At 49.1% G+C, this 20,636-nt stretch carries 31 protein-coding genes and 1 tRNA gene; all 32 read right to left on the reverse strand.

Annotated features, from left to right (window positions below; all coding sequences use genetic code 11):
• Positions 1–8: 8 nt before the first annotated feature.
• Complete coding sequence (locus DWY89_RS01895; protein WP_118524316.1) at positions 9–515, reverse strand: hypothetical protein; 507 nt, start codon at positions 513–515, stop codon at positions 9–11.
• Positions 512–949, reverse strand: a complete 438-nt coding sequence (locus tag DWY89_RS01900) for a hypothetical protein (protein ID WP_118472271.1) — start codon at positions 947–949, stop codon at positions 512–514. The genes DWY89_RS01895 and DWY89_RS01900 overlap by 4 nt, the downstream gene beginning before the upstream one ends.
• Position 950: 1 nt before the next feature.
• Positions 951–1,385, reverse strand: a complete 435-nt coding sequence (locus DWY89_RS01905) for a minor capsid protein (protein ID WP_118524317.1) — start codon at positions 1,383–1,385, stop codon at positions 951–953.
• A complete protein-coding gene (locus DWY89_RS01910; protein WP_118522340.1) occupies positions 1,385–1,744 on the reverse strand; it encodes a DUF6751 family protein in 360 nt (119 codons plus the stop codon). The genes DWY89_RS01905 and DWY89_RS01910 overlap by 1 nt, the downstream gene beginning before the upstream one ends.
• Positions 1,745–1,746: 2 nt before the next feature.
• Positions 1,747–2,139 carry a hypothetical protein gene (locus DWY89_RS01915; protein ID WP_118524318.1) on the reverse strand — a complete coding sequence of 131 codons (393 nt, stop codon included), beginning with the start codon at positions 2,137–2,139 and terminating at the stop codon, positions 1,747–1,749.
• A gap of 15 nt (positions 2,140–2,154) precedes the next feature.
• Positions 2,155–3,351, reverse strand: coding sequence for a phage major capsid protein (locus tag DWY89_RS01920; RefSeq protein WP_118524319.1), 1,197 nt, complete (start codon positions 3,349–3,351; stop codon positions 2,155–2,157).
• Between the two features lie 3 nt (positions 3,352–3,354).
• On the reverse strand, positions 3,355–3,900 hold the full coding sequence (locus DWY89_RS01925; protein ID WP_182434335.1) for a phage scaffolding protein: 546 nt from the start codon (positions 3,898–3,900) through the stop codon (positions 3,355–3,357).
• A gap of 525 nt (positions 3,901–4,425) precedes the next feature.
• On the reverse strand, positions 4,426–5,964 hold the full coding sequence (locus DWY89_RS01940; protein ID WP_118524321.1) for a phage minor capsid protein: 1,539 nt from the start codon (positions 5,962–5,964) through the stop codon (positions 4,426–4,428).
• Positions 5,961–7,328, reverse strand: a complete 1,368-nt coding sequence (locus tag DWY89_RS01945) for a phage portal protein (RefSeq protein ID WP_118524322.1) — start codon at positions 7,326–7,328, stop codon at positions 5,961–5,963. The genes DWY89_RS01940 and DWY89_RS01945 overlap by 4 nt, the downstream gene beginning before the upstream one ends.
• Positions 7,329–7,334: 6 nt before the next feature.
• Positions 7,335–8,708, reverse strand: coding sequence for a PBSX family phage terminase large subunit (locus DWY89_RS01950; RefSeq protein WP_118524323.1), 1,374 nt, complete (start codon positions 8,706–8,708; stop codon positions 7,335–7,337).
• Positions 8,698–9,555 carry a terminase small subunit gene (locus DWY89_RS01955; protein WP_118524324.1) on the reverse strand — a complete coding sequence of 286 codons (858 nt, stop codon included), beginning with the start codon at positions 9,553–9,555 and terminating at the stop codon, positions 8,698–8,700. The genes DWY89_RS01950 and DWY89_RS01955 overlap by 11 nt, the downstream gene beginning before the upstream one ends.
• 230 nt (positions 9,556–9,785) lie before the next feature.
• Positions 9,786–9,858 (reverse strand) — tRNA-Ile (locus DWY89_RS01960).
• A 144-nt stretch (positions 9,859–10,002) separates the two neighbouring features.
• Positions 10,003–10,455, reverse strand: coding sequence for a hypothetical protein (locus DWY89_RS01965; RefSeq protein WP_182434464.1), 453 nt, complete (start codon positions 10,453–10,455; stop codon positions 10,003–10,005).
• 262 nt (positions 10,456–10,717) lie between these two features.
• Entirely contained in the window at positions 10,718–12,217 is a 1,500-nt protein-coding gene (locus tag DWY89_RS01975; RefSeq protein ID WP_118524326.1) for a DNA cytosine methyltransferase, read from the reverse strand.
• A gap of 15 nt (positions 12,218–12,232) precedes the next feature.
• Positions 12,233–13,375, reverse strand: coding sequence for a sarcolemmal membrane-associated protein (locus tag DWY89_RS01980; protein WP_243022664.1), 1,143 nt, complete (start codon positions 13,373–13,375; stop codon positions 12,233–12,235).
• Between the two features lie 367 nt (positions 13,376–13,742).
• On the reverse strand, positions 13,743–14,093 hold the full coding sequence (locus DWY89_RS01990) for a hypothetical protein (RefSeq protein ID WP_118522327.1): 351 nt from the start codon (positions 14,091–14,093) through the stop codon (positions 13,743–13,745).
• Between the two features lie 8 nt (positions 14,094–14,101).
• Entirely contained in the window at positions 14,102–14,506 is a 405-nt protein-coding gene (locus tag DWY89_RS01995) for a hypothetical protein (protein ID WP_118522326.1), read from the reverse strand.
• A gap of 15 nt (positions 14,507–14,521) precedes the next feature.
• Positions 14,522–15,040, reverse strand: a complete 519-nt coding sequence (locus DWY89_RS02000; protein WP_118524327.1) for a hypothetical protein — start codon at positions 15,038–15,040, stop codon at positions 14,522–14,524.
• Positions 15,041–15,056: 16 nt separating this feature from the next.
• Positions 15,057–15,785, reverse strand: a complete 729-nt coding sequence (locus DWY89_RS02005; RefSeq protein ID WP_118524328.1) for a DUF6291 domain-containing protein — start codon at positions 15,783–15,785, stop codon at positions 15,057–15,059.
• Positions 15,775–16,197 (reverse strand): hypothetical protein, encoded by a 423-nt coding sequence (locus tag DWY89_RS02010; RefSeq protein ID WP_347474710.1) that lies wholly within the window; start codon positions 16,195–16,197, stop codon positions 15,775–15,777. The genes DWY89_RS02005 and DWY89_RS02010 overlap by 11 nt, the downstream gene beginning before the upstream one ends.
• 19 nt (positions 16,198–16,216) lie before the next feature.
• Complete coding sequence (locus DWY89_RS02015) at positions 16,217–16,597, reverse strand: hypothetical protein (protein WP_118524329.1); 381 nt, start codon at positions 16,595–16,597, stop codon at positions 16,217–16,219.
• 148 nt (positions 16,598–16,745) lie between these two features.
• Positions 16,746–17,033, reverse strand: coding sequence for a phosphoenolpyruvate carboxykinase (locus DWY89_RS02020; protein ID WP_118524330.1), 288 nt, complete (start codon positions 17,031–17,033; stop codon positions 16,746–16,748).
• A complete protein-coding gene (locus DWY89_RS02025) occupies positions 17,017–17,598 on the reverse strand; it encodes a hypothetical protein (protein WP_118524331.1) in 582 nt (193 codons plus the stop codon). The genes DWY89_RS02020 and DWY89_RS02025 overlap by 17 nt, the downstream gene beginning before the upstream one ends.
• 2 nt (positions 17,599–17,600) lie before the next feature.
• The gene (locus DWY89_RS02030) at positions 17,601–18,218 is read right to left on the reverse strand and encodes a DUF1071 domain-containing protein (RefSeq protein ID WP_118524332.1); all 618 of its coding nucleotides are present in this window, start codon (positions 18,216–18,218) and stop codon (positions 17,601–17,603) included.
• Entirely contained in the window at positions 18,202–18,378 is a 177-nt protein-coding gene (locus DWY89_RS14290) for a hypothetical protein (RefSeq protein ID WP_182430754.1), read from the reverse strand. The genes DWY89_RS02030 and DWY89_RS14290 overlap by 17 nt, the downstream gene beginning before the upstream one ends.
• 32 nt (positions 18,379–18,410) lie before the next feature.
• Complete coding sequence (locus tag DWY89_RS02040) at positions 18,411–18,731, reverse strand: hypothetical protein (protein WP_118524334.1); 321 nt, start codon at positions 18,729–18,731, stop codon at positions 18,411–18,413.
• Positions 18,703–19,002, reverse strand: a complete 300-nt coding sequence (locus tag DWY89_RS02045; protein WP_118524335.1) for a hypothetical protein — start codon at positions 19,000–19,002, stop codon at positions 18,703–18,705. The genes DWY89_RS02040 and DWY89_RS02045 overlap by 29 nt, the downstream gene beginning before the upstream one ends.
• Entirely contained in the window at positions 18,983–19,171 is a 189-nt protein-coding gene (locus DWY89_RS14215) for a hypothetical protein (RefSeq protein WP_147353323.1), read from the reverse strand. Before DWY89_RS14215 ends, DWY89_RS02045 begins: the two co-directional genes overlap by 20 nt.
• Positions 19,172–19,181: 10 nt before the next feature.
• Positions 19,182–19,442, reverse strand: a complete 261-nt coding sequence (locus DWY89_RS02050; RefSeq protein ID WP_118524336.1) for a hypothetical protein — start codon at positions 19,440–19,442, stop codon at positions 19,182–19,184.
• Positions 19,443–19,455: 13 nt separating this feature from the next.
• Positions 19,456–19,647 carry a hypothetical protein gene (locus DWY89_RS14295; protein WP_118523740.1) on the reverse strand — a complete coding sequence of 64 codons (192 nt, stop codon included), beginning with the start codon at positions 19,645–19,647 and terminating at the stop codon, positions 19,456–19,458.
• Between the two features lie 83 nt (positions 19,648–19,730).
• On the reverse strand, positions 19,731–19,976 hold the full coding sequence (locus tag DWY89_RS02055) for a hypothetical protein (RefSeq protein ID WP_118524337.1): 246 nt from the start codon (positions 19,974–19,976) through the stop codon (positions 19,731–19,733).
• Between the two features lie 67 nt (positions 19,977–20,043).
• Entirely contained in the window at positions 20,044–20,547 is a 504-nt protein-coding gene (locus tag DWY89_RS02060) for a helix-turn-helix transcriptional regulator (RefSeq protein WP_118524338.1), read from the reverse strand.
• Positions 20,548–20,636 lie beyond the last annotated feature (89 nt).

A 20,636-nucleotide genomic window follows, 5' to 3' on the forward strand; every position in this document is an offset into this window, starting at 1 on the left:
TCATCCTCCTATTCTGCCGAATACGTATACTCTTCCGGTTCTGCCCCAATCTTCTGCAGGTTGACATCGATGGACGATGATTCTCCCGCATTGCCGCCACCCTCTGAATTGACGATGACGGACACCTGACCTTTCTCACCTTTACCATTGAGCATACAGAAGTACACATAATTCGTTACCGCTGCGTTACCTTTCGCATATTTCATCGCATGGGACAGCATGAAATCCTGCGCCGGATCGCCAATATAACGATCACCGGATACCGCAAAGGATCTTGCTGTTCCAGTCTTCTGGGTAGATTTTCCGGCACGGATATAGGTTTTTTCTGACGTTACCGGGTTAAGATTCGCATCCAGACCCTCGACCCCCATCTGCACAACCTCATAATTTTTTACTTCTGTAGCTGCTTCTGCCGACGGCCTGGTATCAATCGCCAGTACCCAGTCATCTGCCGTTACCCAGCCTTCATAAGATGCGTTTGGTGTAACGCCTGCCATTAATTCACTGATTTTCATCGCTTGTCTCCTTTCTCAAAATAGACAATCCGGCACTGTACCATGTACCGCGCCATTCCTTCCTTTACATTGACGCCCGCCAGATTTGGCATATTCTGGAGCGTCTCCATCTTCTTTATCTGGCAACTATTCGGAAATTCCGGATAGTTCCGCTTTTTATTCTGCTCTTCCAGCCAATCCATGAAAGCCTGGGCGAAATTCATCGCCGTGAGGTTCAGATCGTCCGTATCGGTCGAATACGGCTGCACAATTATAATCGAGAAACCATATTCTTTTTCAGACCCCCAAAGATACTTTTTAAGCAGCTTATCCGAATAGTTTGTTACCAGCGAAATGCCGCTGTAATCATCCGAATAGTTAAATTCCAGGTACTGACCCGCTAGCTCCTCGGCTTTTGGTTGGAAGAACGCCGTCACTGCATCATGCTTTGTCATGTCACTTACCTCCGAAATAGTTTTCCAGTGCCCGCACCAGATCGCCCTTGCGCGCCCTCATCATAGCCTTGTCCCATTCGGATGTAGCCTGCGGATGGCGGAAATGGCTGTATTTCAGCTTCTTTCCGGTGGGGGACTTGTGTGGTGGGGAATAATATCCCATCACAGTGCCGCCGTCCATCAATGGATAGTTCGGACCGTATGCCACGCCCTTGTATTGGTAATGAGCATATGGCGATTGATACTCAATCACACCAGTGTCTCCCTCTACATGGACGCTGACATTCTGGGCAAGTGCCAGGCTGTCAGCCGGAACATACGGATCCATCAGCCGTTTTGCCTCGTTGGCGAGAAACAAAAGGCCATCATTGCCCCTTGTTTTCTCTTTGGCAATCTGATCCGATGTTTTATTCCATTTGATTTCGACATCCATCATCAGCCCCCCAGTCTGTAGTGTTTCGCCATCCGATAGGCGGTGTTGTCTGAATATGCGCTGACAAGAAACGCATTCGGCTTATTCCGGCGCAGGACTTCCGCCGCCGTGTTAGGGCTTTTTCCAGTGATCTCGTCCGCACATTCGCCTAACACTACTACATCCCCCGGAGACGCCGAAAAATCGCTTCCGGCCGCTTCCAGGGGAATACGTACTGTGTAGGTGTTCGTCTGCGATGCTTCAGTATCATTCTGCACCACGGTGATCCCAGACTTCCAAAAACATTGCTCGAACACACTCTTGCTCCACGCCGTTCCAACCTTCCGGAAGACTGTAATTATCTGATTGTAATTCGGGTTCATTCTCACACCCCCCGATAAAGCAGTGGCGTATTTCCCAGATACCGGCAGATGATCTCCCGGCACTTTTTCCATTTCCCCTCTTCGGTGTAAATCGACCGTGACAGGTCAATCGTGCCGGATTCTCCGTCGTTGGAATACGATGTCAACGGACCGCCAAAATCAGATGTGCTCTGTGAAGCCTTGTCTGCCCGATAGAGCAGTTCTGTCAGCTCACAGGTGCAATCTTTCACATCATCCGTCAAAAGGCTGTCATTCGCCTTAATTCGGTCGAATGTATAGCTGTCTACGATCCGCTCCGCCTGCTTTTCCCAGAACAGGAAATCCGCATCCGGCACCGCAGGGGAACGCCCCTGCAGATAACCAGAAATGTAATAGTCCCGCGTTGCATAAGCCATTGCATCAGCTCCTTCCTAGGCCTGCGCTACCAGAGTGATCGCCTTGTTTACGGCAGAAGCATCAACCGTGAACGGCTCCGTTACCGGAACAAAGCCTTTCTTCGTGATCTTTGCCACATAGGTGCCTTTTCTCAGGTTAAACTCCGCTTTACCAGCCGAATTCGTCTTAAGGATTGCACCATCTACGTTGATACGGACATCCTCATAGGTCGTCGGGCTGGACTCTTTGCCATCCGTTACCGTAAAGGTTACCTTCTGGGTAACAGCCGGAGTGCCCGGCTCCAGATAAGCAAATGTGCAGCCGGTACGATCCTCATTGAGGCGGGTTGCCGGATTCGGGAGCGCCCAGCCCATGCGGAATACTACACGAAGCGCAATCATATCCTGCTGTGCCAGGTTATAAACGATATCCTTCGTATTCGGATCCTGGATGACGCCCTCTGTCAGCAGTTTTACGGTAATATCCTGGCGAATCGCGTAAACAGCCTTGGAGAAATCGCCGACAACCAGCTGTGCGATATCCGGCATGAAGGAACCGTTCTCCGGGAACTGGATCGGTACGCCATCCAGCGCATACTTGCTGGAATCCTGCATATTATGTGTGAAAATCGGCTGCTTGTTTGAATCACGCAGTCCTCTCAGCTTGGACTTGAACGTCATCGGGGCGATTGCTCCGGTTACCGCATAGCCATCATCCTCAACTTTAGAGAATACACCGCCCTCTCCGAGTGTCAGATCGTAGTAGTCCTTACCGGAAGATGGGGAAACATTGTTCCCAGCCTGGCGCGCCAGGGTGATGATATCTGCCTGCCACTCTCTCGGTCTGTTATCGCCAAAGATAATTGCCGCATCGACTCTCTGACCGATTGCCTCATTGACTCTTGGGGTAATCTCGCCCAGAATATCAATCTCGGCATCATCAAATACAGACTCCGGGATCGGCACGATAACCGCCAGCTCTGCCGCAGTCAGATATACATTATCCCATGCCTGCATAGAAGTCTGCTTCATTCCGGTGTCGCCATCCACCCAGTATGCGGTCGGAAGGAAGTCCAGAACGCGGATACGGGTCTGCTTGGATGTCATGTTTGGAAGCTTGCGCGCCATCCCCATGAATGCGGACTGTTTCGGTGCATCCTGGAAAATGGTAGATACAATCTGCTCACGGATTAAAGCTTCAACTGCTGATCTATCTGTGATATTTACTGCCATATTTTACTCTCCTTTTCCGAACAGGTTTCTCAGTGCTTCGTTCGCCTGTTCTCTCTTTGTCTGTGCATCGTTATTGATGCCTGATGTGCTGCTTACCACTCTCGGAACCGGCGCAGAACTGCCAAATAGGTAATCATTATCCTTTTTAACCGCTGCCAGAGCCGCGTCAATGTCCTGTGTCTGATTCTTCGATGCCTTTAAGCCATCCACATCCAGAAGCGCCATGATCGCGCGCTCGTTCTTGCCGGATGCCTTCCGGATCGCCTCCTTGACCGCCGCATCAAACGCATAATCAGATTTGATTTTCTCGATCTCCGCATCCTTGCCCTTCATCTGCTCGGATAATTCATTGATTTTGGTCTGGAGTCCCGCTGCATCGATGCCCTCCATTGCTTTCAGGGATGCCTGTGCGGTCGCAAGCTGGTTTTTGTAACCATCCCTCTCCGCCGTCAGGGAGTTCACCTGCTTTCCAGCCTCCGCCATGATGTAATCAATCTGTTCCTGCGTCAGTCCTTTTTCCTTGAGTGTCTCAGTCTTAAAAATTGCCATGCTGCTTCCTTTCTCGGCTTTTTGCGATGGGTAGCCGTCCATCTTAAAAGTAGGCTTTTACGGCAGCCACGCCAAAAGGGTATAAAAATAACACGCATTTCTGCGTGCTGATAACTGATTTTGGTTATAAAAATACCACCTATCTGCTGACGGGTGGTATTTAATCGTCCCTATGGTTCGGACATTGCAAGCATATTTTTTTATAATCTGGAGTTTCTAACACCTTCTCGGGAATTGTCCATTCTGGTGCCAGCCCTTCCACATTCATGTGGATGTCATAGCATATTCCTTCATCAATTTCCGTATCCATTAACGGACAGCTAAGTTTTTTTATTGCCATATCATTCTGCCACCACAAATCAATAACCATGCCACTTGCAATTCTTACATATTGTTTCCCAGTCGGATTTTTTCTTAAATCTTAACGGGACAGTTTCTTTCTTTATGATCCCATCTACCGCATCTGAGTTTTCAATACAATCAATATTTTCTATTTCTACATCCACCAATGGACATAATACAACATCAGGCGCCTCCATGCTTTAACACCTCCATCGCTGCCTCAGCAGCATCATCGTATTGCTCTCTCTTAAACGCTGTTCTGATAGAATTGTTCTCGTTATTAACAAAAGCCGCACCTTTATCACTGTAATAATTCGTAAATGCTCCATTCCATTTTGTTGTCGAAAACAACGCATTCTGAATATAACTTTTAGCTTCTAATTCCGTCACGCCGTGGTTTCTTTCTTTGTTTACATGAGCATCATCAAACGACAGCTTACTAACATCCGGAATGCTTGGATTCAATGTGATTTCTCCCCTCATTCCGGCTTGCTTTATACCTGCCTTTATTTTATCATTTTTCTCCGACTCTTCAAGCCTTTTCTGTTCTGTCTTTGTCGGTGTAAACCGTCCGCGCAGACCATCTTGTGTGATCCGCTGCTTCTGCTCCGGCAGATGCATTGCCTTTGAAAAATCCGCGTATTTCTGCAACTGTCCCTGATACTTGGCTTTCTTGAGGATAACATCCTTTTCATCTGCACTGCCCGCCTGCAACAGCTTTACCTGCTGCTGAGTCGCCCGCATATTCCGTTCCATCTTACGCTGTTCCTGTAACGCCTCATAAGTGGTGTAAGACTTGCCGTAGTAATCTTTCGGAGTGTTTTCCTCGTCTAGCATCTCTTGCAGCTGATCGTCGGTGTATGTCCGCGTGGACACGCCAGGGATAAACGGACTGTAATCATGATAGCAGTTTGCTCCATGCAATCCAGTCACTGTACCGAGTCCGCAAACGCTCTGAAGCTGCTCCATCGTCCAGACACGCCCTTGCCAGGGCTGATGCGACGGACGGGCGCCCACATGATAGGACACCTCATAAGTGTTTGTCCCGAGGTCTGCTGCCACCTGTTCGTTTATATTACCCTGCACCTGTCGAAATCCTGTTAAAACCGCTCTCCTGGCTGCTACATCCACGCGGCTGTGAACACCGGAATCATAATCAATCCACCGAAGTCCTGAGTTCGTCATGCGGCTCACGGTACGCTTGAGGACAGTCCCATAGTCAAACCCGCCAGACTGTATATCCAGAACAGCATTATCCAGCGTGGAGCGGTAGAACGTCATGAGCGGCGATGCCTGTATGCGTCCATCAGGTCCGCGAATCGCGAAGCCCATTGAACCGGCGATATTCTTATATTCTCCCGAAAGCTGAGACTTGACCGCTTCGGTCAGCCGGATGAGTGGCGTGTTCTCTTCGAACGGCAGCATCTTGACGCCGGATGCTTTGTAGGCTCTGGAGTGCTGATAATACTGCTCATACACTTCATCTGAAAAAATGTGTTCCATTTCCTCGTCACTCTTCTGCAGTGTTTCCTGCACCCAGTCTTTTATTTCTGATTCTGCCTTCCCTAGTTCCTCCAACCTCCGGATCTGCCAGTCAGACGAAGCGGTCGAAAAGCCTGCGTCTTTGATTCGCCTGGCAACATCCGACATGATCCGGATCTCCAATTCTGAAAACAGATTTCCAGTTTTCAGCGCCAGTTTTTCAAGTTCTCCCTGCGTCACTCAATCACTTCCCCTGTGCTGCTGATTTCACTGATTGCAGCTTTGGCTTCCTCTTCGGTTTCTCCGTACCACTTCATTCGGTACTCATACAGAGCCATCGCACCCATCGCCACATCGGCGCGATCGTTGTCGCGCTCGGCCTTGGCGTCAACTACGATGGAATCATCCCACTGGAAGGACAGATGATAGTCTCCGGCAGGGCACAGATGGTAGATGTCGCACCAGAATGCCATCGCGTCAACCAAATCTGTCAGCGCTTTCTGCAAAGCTCTCTGGCAATCCGAAATAAAATCATAAGATCGCTGCTTGCTGGCTTTGATTTCCTCTGCCGTCTTGTCCGTGTTGTTTGGATCTGACAAAGTGCCGTAAGCCAGGTTGCACCGGAACTCAATCAGGCGCATCTGTTGATTCCAGCCATTGTAGTACGCTGTGTCGCGGATAGCCGGAGAAAAGACATCCAGAAGCGGCTTGTCCTGCGCGCCAGCGGCATATTCGACGCCCCTGTACAGACGTTCCTTGCCGCCCGGATACTCATAGCTGTTTGTATCTGGATTGTATTTAAGCAAGCTCTGAGCGATATGTACCGCCGTCTCCTTGCTGTCATACTCCCAGTTGATCTGTGAATACCGGCGATCCGCATCCTCTATCTGTTTGATCGCCCGCGAATACACCGACACGCCCAGAGGACTGCCGGAATCTCTGCTATTTCCAAGCGGTACGGAAAAATATCCTATCGGAAGTTTCTTAATCCCAGAAAACTGCATTTCTTCTGCCAGTTCCGCCCATCTGGGCACCGTGCCGACCGGGACTTCCGTCCCCAGTGTTCCCTCCGTCCGTGCTATAAAGACACGGTTTTTAATTGAGAGGCTATCCCCACTCATACTATACAGTTCAATACGGCTGTAAATCTCATTGCCCTTCCGGAACTGATCTAGAAATGCGCAGCGCGTCATTTTTTCGGAGTCGTAATCCAGCGGAAAAAACATGTCTGCCTGGATATACTGGATCGCGATGGTTCCGTCAGGTGTGATGTACGGTTTAAACACCATACTGCCTTTCGCGAACGCATATTCTGTCTGTACTCGGAGTTTTCCAAGCGCCTGCTGATAAACCGCATCCATGCATTCAGCCCTTGGACTTCCCTCCACCTTGCTCTGCAGCTCCAGCGTAGTAAGTCTTGCAATCTCTCCCGCTATCGTCGCCGGAATGTTGGCATTGTCTGTGTTATGCAGCCAGGGAGCCTTTTCTTCGTACATCCGGGACCACAATTCAATTAAGGCACTGCTCCGTCCGGACATGGCAAAATCAATCTGCTCATTTCCGAGGACTTTCCGCAATGCCTCATACATTTTCGTATAATTCATTTTTCATCACCCATATTTAATAAGCTGGCTGATCCGCCGCTCCAACGTGTACTCGAAACTATCCAGTGAGTCGATATCACTGGTACCATCATCCAACCGGACATTCTTTGTCAGTTCCTTCGGATCCCACACTGCTGTGCACAGCGCATTTACCAGACTGTCACACTCTCCCTCAACATACTGAAAGCGCCCCTGCGCCATCAGAATAAGCACCGCGTTGATACGGTCATTGATGGGAGCTTTTAGGGCATTCTCAACCCTTATCCATCCGAGACCATTACGCCGGAGACTGCTCCGGATGCCGGCGATTAATGTCTGCTCTGCGCTATCCGCATACACCGTCGTGACATATCCGTACTTGTCAAGGACCCGCCGGACAAAGTTGCAAAACATATCCCCCAGCATCTGAGGATCTATCTCTATCTGGTTGCCTGACTCATCCTTGCATCGAATCCACTCAGACGCAAGAGCGATCACGTTATGATATCCCCGCGTGATTGCGGTAGCCGTGAACGAATGCCCCGACCCGCTGCCGCCGAAGTCGATACCAAGATTGATCTCCATGAGGTCCGTTGGCTTGCCCCGAATCCCGAACGTGCTGGAACCTGTGCTGATAGCATCCGCAAAACGGCGGTAAATCAGACCCGTTGCCACCACGCGCATCCCCTTGATATCCCGAAGATACCAAATCGAATTAATATCGTATCGGCTCTCAATCTCATGCAGACGTTCCGGCGTGATGTTGATGTTATCGTAGATGGTGCAATGCATGTAGTTGTATCCACCAGGGAACTCCCCCGCTTCCTGCTGCTTCTGGTAGCGGTCAATGTACTCTGAGTAGATGGCAGCACGCGGGTTATCCGGGTTTAAGTCCCAAAAGACCTTTAAGCGTTTCGCCGCCAGCTGACGGTTAAACGCCTCCTTGATGGTTTTATCATGATGCAGGTTAATCTCTGTGGCAATCCACATTCCGTAAGAGTTGCCTCGGATCTTCTTGTAGCTGTCTTCCTTGCCGCCACCTGCGAAGATAACTATCTTCTGTTGCCAGCGCGTCGATGGTCCCTTGACAAATAAAGCCTCATTGTCTTTGTATTTGCCCCAGTGGCATTGACCGCGGAAAATCCACTCCAACCCCAGACCATTACAGTCCCCGATGTTCAGCTTGGCGTTTCCGACCGTCGATCCGGTTGCCAGGTGGATTCGATCTGGAGTCGTTTTCAGCTCATGCGCGAACGCGAATATGTTGTCCACCGTTTTACCGGCACGAACAGCGCCCTCCGCCACATTGTAGGAACATTCATGGCACTTCCGGATATACTCCTTATGCTTTTCCGAGAACTTAAATTCTATGGTTTTCTTCTTAACCGTCTTACTTGCCATAAATCTCGCCCTCTATCTCATCCAGATCCTCTATCTCTTGCCCCTGTCCGGTTATCTTATCGGTCTGGGCTTTCAGGTGTTCCATCCGGATCCGCTGTTCGTCAGTGGCTAAGTCCATATGAGCCGCCAGCCATTCCAGCGCTTTCATGCGGTCAGCCAGCTTTACGCTCGCTCCATCTTTACCCTGCTTAACTTCGGCAATGATGCTGCCGTCCACATCGCAGGACTCCCGGAAGCGAACTGTATTGATGACTTTGGTAACTGGTACCTTCTGCCCTGTTTTCTCATCCGTTATCATAACTGGTCCGAACGCTCCCATAACCTGAACCTTTTCCCGCCCGAACTCGACATAATCGGTAATGTCCGCGAATGCGATATCCATGTACTTCTGGAAGATATCAGACTCATCCAGAAGCTCACGGTTAAGGCGCGCCTGCTTTAAGCGCTGGATTTCGGCTCTAACTCCATCTTTCGCCAACAATCTATATCCGACAGATGCCGCCGTTGCATAATCACAACCGTACGCTTTCTGGTAGGCTTTTGTAGTGTTGAAGCATCGAACGTAATACAAGCAAAAAAGCCGTTGCTTGTCATTCAAGTCAGGGTTTTCTATAACCTGTCCCACTTCCTCTGCAACCGCTTTCTTTACTCTTTCCGATCGTTCGTTCTTCTTTTTCGAACGCTCGCTTTTCTTTCCCGAACGTTCGCCATCCCATCCATAGGTGTGTTTCCACCTGCGGACGGTTCCTTCTGGTACTCCAAGCTGCGCCGATATCTCAACCAGCTTCTTACCCTGCTGATATAATGTTTTCGCCTGTTCTACTCTGGCATCCGGCGCTCTGGCCATGCACCACCACCTCTCATTTCTCTAAGTTTTATATAACCAAATACGATCCCACCGGCACCATACAAGACAGCCGACTGCTGCCTTCTCGCAGGAGGTGAACTGGTGCCGTGCGCGCCGTATGATAATAGGCAGAAGAAAAGCACCCATCTTGCGACAGGTGCCATCTCGAAAGGATATTTTATTATGTCTAACACAAGTAGACCGGCATGCTGCCCGCTCAACATGCCAAATCGGAACGGAAGGACTTGAACCTTCGCCCCACCGGATATAAGCCGGCCACTCTACCAACTGAGCTACGTTCCAGGGGGTTCCCCGCCGGGACCATCTTCCAGCGGGGTTGAAGTACATACGGAGGATTTTTCCGTCATCGTGAACCGTCCACATTCGCCGTCACACGAATGCTTAATACCATACTACTACTTTTATAGCGAACACGACCGAACATTTTTATTTTTCTTCAAAAAATCGGGAATTTCTCATCCGGCATCCATCTTCCGTATATTTAACCCGACGTTTTGGAAACATCCGGTTCAGTCGATAGGCTACTTGAATCCATGTCAATCCCTCCAGATAATAGAAGCGGAACATAATTCTCAAATCAGGCTTTTTAATCGCCTCTATGTACTCCTCTGCCTTTGTCGTTAATTCCAGAAGCTCCGCTTCCTTGGCTGTCAAAAGTTTCCGGTAACGTTCCGCCGCCCGCTTCTTTCTATACAGCATCGGATCTGGAAAACCATTGACCTTGATCGGGCCTATCGTTAAATCCGCCCTGCTCCCTTTTACGGTGTCCGCCACAATCGGCGGGTTTTCCAGGAACTTATCCAGCTCCCGGATGCGTCTTCTAATATCTTTTATCTCTTCCATAAGCTCACAGTACTGTATCAGGACTTCTTTGTCCAACGGTGCCACCTCCCTTTATTGGCTTAGCTATCTTTCTCCTGTCTTTCATATCTGCATTCCAGTTTTCTACCGCCCGGAGTAAGGCGTCGAACCTTGTTTCGATCCTTGTGTACTCCGGCGATATAATAACCGCTAATCAAACACATATAATCAACGTCTCCATACCGATTGTTTTTCGGATATGCTACGCAGTTTTTGCAGTTGGCACAACATTCAGCCTCAGGTTTTGCTTTGTCCAACGGTACCACCTCCCTCTATTTTCCTACGCGAACCTTAACTGCCCGCCCGCATCCTCGCCCAGACGATCCGCCCGGCAGTTCGGCAGCCGCTTCGCAACGCATAACTCTTTCAGATTCGCCCGCACCAGTGCCATAGGTATCGGCGGACACACAGCATTTCCACAGCGTCGCACCTGCTCCGCTCTCGGATAAGGCTTCCCGTCGCAATCCCGGTCGATGATGTAGTCGTCCGGGAATCCCTGGCAACCGTACAGCTCTTTCGGTTCCAGCATCCGCATTCCGATATCCACAATCTGATATTCAGTGCCATATATGGTTACCAGCCCGAAACGATCCTGCGCTGTGATAGTATCAAGCGGTGCTTTTATGTCCTGCCCAGTACCGACACCGTAATACTTCGTCAAAAACGCCCGCACCTCTCCAAAATGCCCCGGGGAGGTCGTCACTGTATGTAATGGCTCCCTTATATCTTGTCCGATACCGCTCTTATAGAATTTGCTGATAAACGATGTAACAAGACCGTATCTGTTCGAACCATCTACCGTCATAAGCGGATCTTCTATTCCTTGACCACGCGTTTCATTTTGCGTCGTTTCCGAATGGTACTGAATCAGTATCGGTGCCACTACTCCAAAACCATGCTTTCCCGTAATTGTCGGCATTGGCTGCCGGATATCCACCGGTTTACGTTCGCCGCCGTGATTGCACTGGATCAAGAACGGCTCCGGGTTATCCAGAATGAATTTCTTGATTCCACGGGCAATGCGATCCATTGTCTTCTTCGCCAGCGGACGCACCGCCCGGATTCCGTACTTTTCTTTAATTTCTTCAGTGCTATCGAAGATGCTCGGACATGGGAGTGAAAAATCCAGCTGTGTATACGCCCCCACATAAGGTTTCAGCAAGCCAGCTTTTACCTCCGGGCTGTCTGCCGGTCCGTGGGTATGTCGCGCCCATGCGATCGGCTTGCCATCGCATCGCGCAATCAGGAAAAACCGCTTCCGCATGGTAGGAGCTCCATAATCTGCCGCCACCAGCTCCCGGAACTGCACTTCGTATCCCAAATCAGTAAGCTGCTGGATAAATTTATGAAACGTTTTTCCCTGCTTTGCCTTGATCGGATGCTTCCGACGCCCCAGCGGTCCCCACGTCTTAAACTCTTCGACATTCTCCAACATTATCACGCGTGGACGTACCAGACCTGCCCAGCGGCAGGCAACCCACGCCAGACCGCGAATAAACTTGTCCTTTGGCTTCCCGCCCTTTGCTTTGCTGAAATGCTTACAATCTGGAGAAAACCACGCCAGCGCCACCGGATGCCCGCCACATACTTTGACCGGATCTACCTGCCACACATCCTCGCAGTAATGCTTCGTGTACGGGTGATTTGCCTTATGCATCTTGATCGCCTCTGGATCATGATTGATCGCGATATCTACACAGTACCCTGTCGCTTCTTCGATGCCGGTGCTTGCCCCGCCGCCCCCAGCAAAGTTATCTACTATCAATTCTCCGTTAATCATCGTTGTTCCGTCTCCTCACTTCATAAAATCCGCCATACTCATTTGAACAGGTTGATTTTTCTCTTCTACCGCCCGCTTCTGTCTGATTTCTTCCAGCTCTTCCAGACGTTCCGGCTTCAGCCATTTGTCAGCTCGCATTTGGTCTACGGTCTGTAAATTCTCATATCCAAAGGCGATCAGTTTCCTTTCCAATCTCTCGATTTTCTTTTCCTGCGCCTGCTGCCGCTGCTCTTTCTTCCTCGTTTGCTCGGACTTTTGCAAATCTGATTCGTGGTATACAGTGATTCCATTCTGGATATCCTGTAAATCCTGCATCAAATCCCGTGCTTCCGTCCTGGCTGCCCGGACATTGAGGACTTCTGCTTTTAGGCTCTTATCTATCAAGCGATAGAAGGCGTTATTCATTTCCCACTTCTCCAAGATCTCATCCCGTTGCACTTTTATGTACGCCCGGCAGATATCTAGGCTGACAGGCTTATCAAATACCTTCAATCCTTTTGTGATGGTCGCCCACTCTTCGCCGTCAAACAAGGATAGCTGCTCTCCTTCGCGTCGCCTGCCACTTTTTTTCAGGTCGTAATATACATTGCCTTTTTTCTTGTCCAGTTCTTTGCCAAGTATCGGACAAAAGCCATAGTTTCTTTCGCACCAGTGCGTGCACCGTTCAGGTCTATAGTTGATATGCCATTCTCTTGCGCGTTCGTTATAATATGCATGATTTCTGCACACCCGCCCATGATGTTTTTCGACCAGCTCCTTATATTTTCTTTTTTCTTCTTCCAGACGCTCGTCGTTCTTTTTCTCAACACTGGCGTTGTAACTATAATCATCCTTTGTTCGATGGCATACGCACCAGCACTGTATACACAGTCCGCCGCCTTGCGTTCCATACAACTTTGGATCGTTTTGTGGACAATCTGGCTTGTCATACGGACATCTTATAACAGGGTTATCGTTTTCATAGCACCAGTCAATTCCAGCCGTTGACATGTTTCCAATCACATTTCTGCCCTTTACATACAAGCCGCAACCTGTTTTGTAGACAAAATTATCACTATATCCACGGACATATTCAAAACCCCCATAAATGTTCTCCAGTGGGCTTTTACCATAACATCCACCGGGCAGCCTAACCTTGTCTGTCGGGAAATTGTCCACGGTGTATCCTGCTGCCAGAAGGGCTTGTGTCAAAAGATTGTACTCCGCCACTTTTCCACCTTCTTTAAATCCCTTGGCAAGGACGCATCCCGAAAAAGTTTTCCATTTGCTCCCGCAGCTCCCCCGGCGTCTTGTCATATTCTTTTGCGATGCACTTTTCGCAACATGGGTATTTGTACGCCAGTGTCTTGGATATTCTGGCATCCCAGCTATTCAGGCGCGCACCACAGCTATTACACTCTTTATCTAGCCACTTAACCCTCTTCATCTGCTATGTACTCCTCGCACGCATCTTCATCCCCCGCCGGATGCCAGTCGCAAAACTCATCATACCAGCAGTTCCAGCACGCTCTATTGCATTTTTCGCTCATACTTCCCCCTTGCTTATTAACTCATTGATTTCATGCCCCTTCGGCTTCCAAAGATGCAGGCAGTTCTCCACAGCATTGACATATTCACTCTTTTTCGGATGGATCTGATAGGCTTCTTCCTCATCTTCGAAAAAGACGTCTTTCAGCACGCACATATCGTCCCAAGTGGGAACTCTGAACTTTTTCTTCGGAGACACGGATACATGCTCCATTCCGTCCTCGTTTTCACTCCATATCACACTGCACGTCCCACAATCAGGAAGTTTGATCCATGCGCTATGAACCGGAAATACGATGGTGTGCCCCCAAATCCGCTCGCTGTTTAATATATCTTCGATTTTTTTCATTCTATGACCTACCTTCCTGCAACTTTTTCCGCGATCACATCACACGCAGCATCAAAGCCTTTCGAGAACTCATCCGATGCATCGCAACCGCCCATCTCTTTCACTTCCTCGAGGATTTCATCGCGGATCCGGGCTCTCTCCTTATTCAGCACTATCTCATCCATGCGCTGTTTAAAACGTCGGTTTTTCGCGTCAATCTGCCGCCAGTCAGTTTCCAGTTTTAATTCTCCGGCGCAGTGCTGCACATCTGTAAATTCCGCCGTCAGATTCATTTTTGCCTCTTCTAGTGTCACAGGCGTCGGATTTTCCGCTCTTAACACCCGCGCCAGCTTAAGCGCCGCCTGTGCCAGCTCCGCTGCTTCTTCTGCCATCTGCTCCAGCATGGCAGGCGTACCGATTTTCTCAATCATCATCGTTCTGACCTCCTTTTACCGCCAGTCTGGCTCGACTCCGCGGTCAAACATTACCAAATCCGCGTATGTAATACTGTGCCCGCCAGTAACCCGCACCAGATGCCGGTGCTTGCTGATCACTTTCACCTTGCGGTGCAATGTCAGCGATTTCTCGATCGTGTCCGACACCTGGACTGTGACCGTATCGCCTACCTGCACCCGCTCTCTCATCTTGTCGATGTCGCTCGCCCAGATTCCGCCCGCGGCATCTGGGCTTTTCTTTTTAGCCTGGCATTCTGGTTCTGTCGATACTTCTGCCTTGTCCTGACTTTCTGTCTGTACTTCCAGCACTGGTGCCAGAAAATAGACTGCTTTAATTCCACGCAGTCCGCCGCCCTCCCGGTAGACCTGCCCGAGCTCACACATTCTCTCCAGCGCCGTTCTTGTTCTCGATTTATCCTCATCGATCGCAGCTGCAATCTCCTGGAGCAGCATCTTTTTGCCACCAGTGAGTGCCTTACGGATAAGCGCATACCGTTCATCCATGCTTTTCATCGTCCTCTAACTCCCTTCATCCCGTACCGGGTTTCACAGTGCTTCCAGCCTCGCCCTGCGCCGCTGCACCCACCATGCCCCACACCATCGCATCGTAGTCGTAACCATGTTCTTCCAGGTTGTGAAAGCGGTTCTTCTTGGCGACTTCGGCGGCCCCATCCTGCCTCTGCGGATTCTTTTCTCTCCTGTCCCAATTTCTAACCGCTGCTTTCCAGTCCTTCATGCGATTCTTACCGACCATCCAGCCGTTACTGGTGTAAAAGTCAATAAAGCATACTGCATCCACGTTCGTATAACCCATTTCCCGGCAATATTCACTCACATTCTCCAGGGTGGGAGGCGCGAAGCGCTTTTCTTTTACACCCTCTAGGGTGTTTTCTTTTAAATCATTATCATACTCATTATCATTATCAGCTTTTTTTGCTTTTTCAGAAAAGCATTTGCTTTTTTTGCTTTCCTCAGAAACCATTTGCTTTTTATCAGAAGCATTTGCTTTTGGTCTGCCACCCTTTTTACCACCTTCGGATCTGGCAGCACACACTTCTTCATAGCGCTTATTGTCTTCTTCGAGCTTCTGTTTGATAATCTCGAATACGAATGCAATAGCAGGATCCTCCGGTACTACGTCCGGATTCTTCTGAAAGGCATAGATAGCTTTGATGAGTTCGCCAGCCTGCTCATTATTCATTTTTTCAATGGCTGCTCCCCAGCTCTCATACATTACAAAACTTTTTTTATCTGCCATCTAAGCCCATCTCCTTTCCTGCCTGCCAGTCCCTGTAGTAGCAGATCCACGCATCCAGCAGCAGGGTCACAATGCCGCCCCGAATGCATGGCTTTAAATCGTCAAAAACATCATCCGAATAAATCTTGCGGAAGTTCTCCATCCACATGGATACCTTCCAGGATTCCCGGTTCCTGCGATGCATCACGACCGGAATCTCGCCCGCCCTGGCGTCCCTGGAGGACTGTTGCAGCGCTTTCCGAAGTCTCAGGTTTTCCACCCGCTTGACCTCGATATGTACGTCCGGCAGTCCGATCACATCCGCATCGCCAGAAGTCCCGCAATACTGCTGACCCCGGCGGCAATTATATCCATAATCCCGCAGGATGCCAGCAAGCTCACGCTCTCCGCGTTTTCCTTTTTCTCTCTGCATCTTCCCCATCCTGTCCTGCTTATCCTCCATCTCTGAACATGCTGAGCTGTCCATATACGCCTTTAGGCTCTCTCCGGCCCATTCCGATAAATTTAAGTGCTCCTGCCTGCGATGCATGAATCGCTTGTACTCGACGTTCCTGCCGCTCATGCCACCGTTTTGTGTCCGCGCGCCCTGAATCCGTTTCTTCTGGAAGATAATAACCTTTTCCATCATCGCGATTCAAAACTGCATAATCAGCCCGCAAAACTTCTATTCCATCCCGAAGCATTCGATCATCACATCTAAGGCGCTTACACAGCTCCTTGCGCGTCTGCGCATTTTTATGTCCTACTCCCAGCACGTTGTATAAAGCACTGGTAAACCGCTCCATCTGCGGCGTCACTTTCTTCTTCGCCAACTTGCTTCCTCCTTCCGGAGCGGGAGGGTCGGTCTCCCTCCCGGTAAACCAATGGCATCCTGTAAAGGTTGGTAATATATAACACGGTAAGGCGTGCCAGGATGCTGTCTACGGGTTGCTATGTACAAGCCCTGCGGCTGTTGTACCGTTATAAATAACTCTTGCCAAACTCGGCAATAAACTGCTGTCTGCTGCCGATGTGAGCCTCATAATACTCCTGTGCCTGACGTTTCAGACTCTCATCGAACTCTTGGTTCATGTGGACACTGTACGGCGTCATGTTATGCCAGTCTGGGTGGAGCGGAACGATAAAGCCATATGCCTCCGATCTGCTCCGGTTGGCTCCATTAAAAACATGATGGATTGCTACGTTGCTACTTCCAGTGATGATGCAGTGCCCCAGATCAGCCGTCAAAACACTATGTAGTCTTTTCATCTTTTCTCCTGTTCTGCTCATACAGCTGTTTCATACGCTCCAGTTCTTCCGGCGTTGCCGTCTCAATACCAAGCTGCTTGCATTCGCTTATCAGGCCGTCCAAGAGATGCGCCATTTCAGCACTATCATACCGGCTGGAACCTTTTAGCATAACGTAGGTTCGATAATTTATTCCGTCTGTTCCTTCGATCACCTGCGACGTTGGCTTCAGATGAAACATTTCTCGCTCCATTACATCATTTTCAGCTTCGTCTGTATCGGGAATCCTCACATAGTAACGGGAGCCTCCTACTATTTCCACTTGGCCGTAATCCCGTAACATTGTATTATGGGCCCGAGGTTTTGAGATTTTACGGTCTTCCGCTAATTTCGATAGAAGCACCCAGTAATACGCATTCGCATCCAAGCTCCGTTTGTCGCGCCATTGTTTAACCGTGATCCGCAATACTTTGTCCTTGATTTCGTCGATGGATGCCGCCACATCTGACTCAAATTCGAATGTCAGCCGCAGCCGCCCAGTCTTCCAATCCCTTGACACATCTATTAAAGTTCCTTTGCTCTCCACATTTAATCATCTCCGTACTTTGCCTTCAAAGCATTCAGCATGGTTCCTGCTTCATTTCCTGTAAGACTATCCCATGCACGATTATTAGATGCAAGCCAATACTCCATATCTACCTTATGCTTTTTACCTAAATTCTTAAGGGTCTGTATCTGCGCTTTGCTTGCTAAAGGCTCGCCCCCGGGAATAACATTGTCAAATGGCTTCTGTTCCTCTTTGAGCCACAAATCAAAACCAAGTCCAGTGTGAATTGCCACACACTTCACAAACGAACGCGTCATGCTATTCCAGACACGCTGTTGATTCATGCTGTTGTCCTTTACAGGATTGCTTCCGTTCATGACCGGTGACTGCATGATGTATTCCTTGCCATCAATTACAACTCTGATGCGAGTTTCGTAGCAACGATTTCTAATTCCGCTCTTATCTTCAAATTCAAGATCAGTATAATAAAGGCTTCCGCCTGTTTTGGGGTTTGGAATTGGTTCAAAATAAACCTCTTCTGCTCCGTATTCGCGCAGAATGTCAATGCACTTCGCCCAATTTAAATATTTAATTCCTTCTCGTTCCATGCAATATCGAGATATGTCCACTTTTCTGAGTTCACTATATGGTTTCAGCATGATCTTCCTCCTTAATCCAGTTGCCAGAGAAGAAGAACTCAACAAAGAGTTCTTTATCTTCCTGCGGCAGTTCATCCAGATGATTCTTCGCGTATTCGAACGCCTCTGCATCGTTCACTGTCTTTCCGGCTTCTGGCGTAAACATCATTCCTTTATACATTCTTCTGTCTTCCTCCAACAGCGCCACAGCAGTCACATCTTTCCAGCATCCTGTAACTCCTTTTTCTTGTTCGCAAGCTCTTTCAGCAGTCGCTCCATATCTCCAGCCTGGTCGAGGAGGGCTTGAGCACTCCAACGTCCTTCCGCGCCGCGTGTAAAGCTCCATCCATTTTGATACACGATAACATCTACGTCTGCTACGTGACCCGAAAACGAAAAGAACGCCGTAGGCTTGCGTCCAGTAAGCTCCTGACTTCTTACCTGTGTGGTATTGATCTCCAACACCATCTCCAGCGCCTCATGAATCTTCTTCCGGCGCATCTTCTCAATTTTCTTTGCCAGTCTCTTCTTCATCAGAATCCTCCTCCCGTGCTACTTCCGCAGCTGTGTGAAATGCCGTATGGAAATCTGCATACGCTTTCTCCAGCTCTTCTCCCGAAAAATACGCTTTCAGAAACGCCACTGCCATTCCTGCCAGGGCTCCCGGAAGAATTGAACGTTTAACATCACCGATGATAAACGCCTCTGAATTACCGATTGCATCATACTGGATCGTGGTACCAAGGATCATATCCCACTCCAGCTCCATCGACGCCCTTTTACCTTTAATTGTTGCTTTTACCATTGCATCCTCCCGAATCTCTTGATATAATCAAGCTGTTAATATTTTTATTGATTTGACCGTTCAGCTCTGCCAAGCTGGCGGTCTTTTTCTTTGGTCTCCCATAACCGGTGTACCGGCTGGCGTTTACCATCGCCCCGGCGCGGTTGGTTCCGTTGGTTCTCCTGCTCATCGTTCGCTCCCTACTCCGTGTGTCCCAGCTCATCCGCCGATTTCTGCCGCGCTTCTTCATACGTAAGAAGTGTGTTAATCAGGATACGAACAGCACCTTCGTTCTGCTCTCGATTCAAAATGAATTCGAAGGCCTCTATCCAATCAACAGAAATCGTCTCATCAAAATCTGGATATCTTTTTAAAATTTCTTCCTTGAGTACCGGATACAACGCTTTTAATCTTTCTATCTGACCTCCCGAAATCGGAATACAAACTACTGCCGTCTCCATGTCTATCCCTCCTTTAGAACATCCCCGCCGCCTGTGCAATCGCCACCATCGCCCCGGTCGCCACCGCTGCAATCGCCAGACCGGTAAAGGCTAATCGCCAAGCAAACTGCAGATCTGCCTGTGCTCTACTCAGTTCCTCGCCCAGCACCTCAATGATCCGCTGGTTCTGACTTCTCAGTTCCATGCATTTCAGTTCTCTTCTCATTACGCTTCCTCGCTTTCTTCTTATAATCTTTGCACGGGTATTCCCGATCGGATTCCATACACCGCCAGCAACTCCGGCAGGTCTTACACGACTTTTCTTTCATTTTCATATTTTGCAATCACATTATTGCGAATCTCCAGAAGCCGCAGCACATACGCCCCAGACACCTTCCACGGCGCAGATTTAAGATTATGGAGCGTTGACAGCGATACTCCCAGCTCACCAGCAAGTTTTTCATTTGTCCAACTGGTTCGAATCTTAATTTCGTTTATCCAATCCGCCGTGCAATAGCTCCATGATGGCTTTTTCTTAAATGCAGTTCTTTTCATCCCTCTCACCTCCCCTTCTGCATCGGAATACGCCCCTACAAACTCATCTGAGCATTAGCATCCCGAATCAATCTGGTTCTATCGGTAAATCATCCGTCACACGCTTTTTGAAATTCTTCTGAATTTCTGCCGTTGATACTGGAACCCCTACAAGCTGTACAAAATGCCTTTCTCGCCCACTGGTGTATGCAACATGGCACTCCTTGATTTTTTTGTCATATATCATGAACGCCATCCGCTTACTGGTAGCTCTCTGGTAAAGTTTAAGACCCGGACTAGAGTCCGACCAAACCACATAAAGGCATTCTTTTCCGCCACCCTCCAACTCCGCATCCAGAAGCCAGTCCACTGATCTGTTTAAGACCTTTGACAGCTTTTCCAAATCATCCAAATCGATCCGGATCTTTACGTTTTCAATTCCCACCAGCCGATGGGGTTTGATTCCTGACTGCTCTGCCAGCTTCTTCTGGGTCCATCCCATTTCTGCTCTGGCTTTAACAATGTTATTTGCAATGTCGCAATAAAAATCAAAGCCAATACGTTCCAGAATATCGCTCTCAATAAAACGCATTTCTTTTCCTCCCTTCTAGGCTCGCTCTCCTTTATTGGAATACGCCTTTTTGATTGCCGCTCCCTTCTTTTTGTCTTATACTGTATTTA

Origin of the sequence: Clostridium sp. AF27-5AA (genome assembly GCF_003478415.1) — a bacterium.
In the GTDB taxonomy this organism is placed as follows: domain Bacteria; phylum Bacillota; class Clostridia; order Lachnospirales; family Lachnospiraceae; genus Otoolea; species Otoolea fessa.

Excerpts from the sequence above, each read along its gene's own strand:
- DWY89_RS01895 (WP_118524316.1), bottom strand. The coding sequence starts at position 515 with ATGAAAATCAGTGAATTAATGGCAGGCGTTACACCAAACGCATCTTAT.
- DWY89_RS01900 (WP_118472271.1), bottom strand. The coding sequence starts at position 949 with ATGACAAAGCATGATGCAGTGACGGCGTTCTTCCAACCAAAAGCCGAG.
- DWY89_RS01905 (WP_118524317.1), bottom strand. The coding sequence starts at position 1,385 with ATGATGGATGTCGAAATCAAATGGAATAAAACATCGGATCAGATTGCC.
- DWY89_RS01910 (WP_118522340.1), bottom strand. The coding sequence starts at position 1,744 with ATGAACCCGAATTACAATCAGATAATTACAGTCTTCCGGAAGGTTGGA.
- DWY89_RS01915 (WP_118524318.1), bottom strand. The coding sequence starts at position 2,139 with ATGGCTTATGCAACGCGGGACTATTACATTTCTGGTTATCTGCAGGGG.
- DWY89_RS01920 (WP_118524319.1), bottom strand. The coding sequence starts at position 3,351 with ATGGCAGTAAATATCACAGATAGATCAGCAGTTGAAGCTTTAATCCGT.
- DWY89_RS01925 (WP_182434335.1), bottom strand. The coding sequence starts at position 3,900 with ATGGCAATTTTTAAGACTGAGACACTCAAGGAAAAAGGACTGACGCAG.
- DWY89_RS01945 (WP_118524322.1), bottom strand. The coding sequence starts at position 7,328 with ATGAATTATACGAAAATGTATGAGGCATTGCGGAAAGTCCTCGGAAAT.
- DWY89_RS01950 (WP_118524323.1), bottom strand. The coding sequence starts at position 8,708 with ATGGCAAGTAAGACGGTTAAGAAGAAAACCATAGAATTTAAGTTCTCG.
- DWY89_RS01955 (WP_118524324.1), bottom strand. The coding sequence starts at position 9,555 with ATGGCCAGAGCGCCGGATGCCAGAGTAGAACAGGCGAAAACATTATAT.
- DWY89_RS01975 (WP_118524326.1), bottom strand. The coding sequence starts at position 12,217 with ATGATTAACGGAGAATTGATAGTAGATAACTTTGCTGGGGGCGGCGGG.
- DWY89_RS01990 (WP_118522327.1), bottom strand. The coding sequence starts at position 14,093 with ATGAAAAAAATCGAAGATATATTAAACAGCGAGCGGATTTGGGGGCAC.
- DWY89_RS01995 (WP_118522326.1), bottom strand. The coding sequence starts at position 14,506 with ATGATGATTGAGAAAATCGGTACGCCTGCCATGCTGGAGCAGATGGCA.
- DWY89_RS02000 (WP_118524327.1), bottom strand. The coding sequence starts at position 15,040 with ATGAAAAGCATGGATGAACGGTATGCGCTTATCCGTAAGGCACTCACT.
- DWY89_RS02005 (WP_118524328.1), bottom strand. The coding sequence starts at position 15,785 with ATGGCAGATAAAAAAAGTTTTGTAATGTATGAGAGCTGGGGAGCAGCC.
- DWY89_RS02010 (WP_347474710.1), bottom strand. The coding sequence starts at position 16,197 with ATGCAGAGAGAAAAAGGAAAACGCGGAGAGCGTGAGCTTGCTGGCATC.
- DWY89_RS02020 (WP_118524330.1), bottom strand. The coding sequence starts at position 17,033 with ATGAAAAGACTACATAGTGTTTTGACGGCTGATCTGGGGCACTGCATC.
- DWY89_RS02030 (WP_118524332.1), bottom strand. The coding sequence starts at position 18,218 with ATGCTGAAACCATATAGTGAACTCAGAAAAGTGGACATATCTCGATAT.
- DWY89_RS14290 (WP_182430754.1), bottom strand. The coding sequence starts at position 18,378 with ATGTATAAAGGAATGATGTTTACGCCAGAAGCCGGAAAGACAGTGAAC.
- DWY89_RS02040 (WP_118524334.1), bottom strand. The coding sequence starts at position 18,731 with ATGAAGAAGAGACTGGCAAAGAAAATTGAGAAGATGCGCCGGAAGAAG.
- DWY89_RS02045 (WP_118524335.1), bottom strand. The coding sequence starts at position 19,002 with ATGGTAAAAGCAACAATTAAAGGTAAAAGGGCGTCGATGGAGCTGGAG.
- DWY89_RS14215 (WP_147353323.1), bottom strand. The coding sequence starts at position 19,171 with ATGAGCAGGAGAACCAACGGAACCAACCGCGCCGGGGCGATGGTAAAC.
- DWY89_RS02050 (WP_118524336.1), bottom strand. The coding sequence starts at position 19,442 with ATGGAGACGGCAGTAGTTTGTATTCCGATTTCGGGAGGTCAGATAGAA.
- DWY89_RS14295 (WP_118523740.1), bottom strand. The coding sequence starts at position 19,647 with ATGAGAAGAGAACTGAAATGCATGGAACTGAGAAGTCAGAACCAGCGG.
- DWY89_RS02055 (WP_118524337.1), bottom strand. The coding sequence starts at position 19,976 with ATGAAAAGAACTGCATTTAAGAAAAAGCCATCATGGAGCTATTGCACG.
- DWY89_RS02060 (WP_118524338.1), bottom strand. The coding sequence starts at position 20,547 with ATGCGTTTTATTGAGAGCGATATTCTGGAACGTATTGGCTTTGATTTT.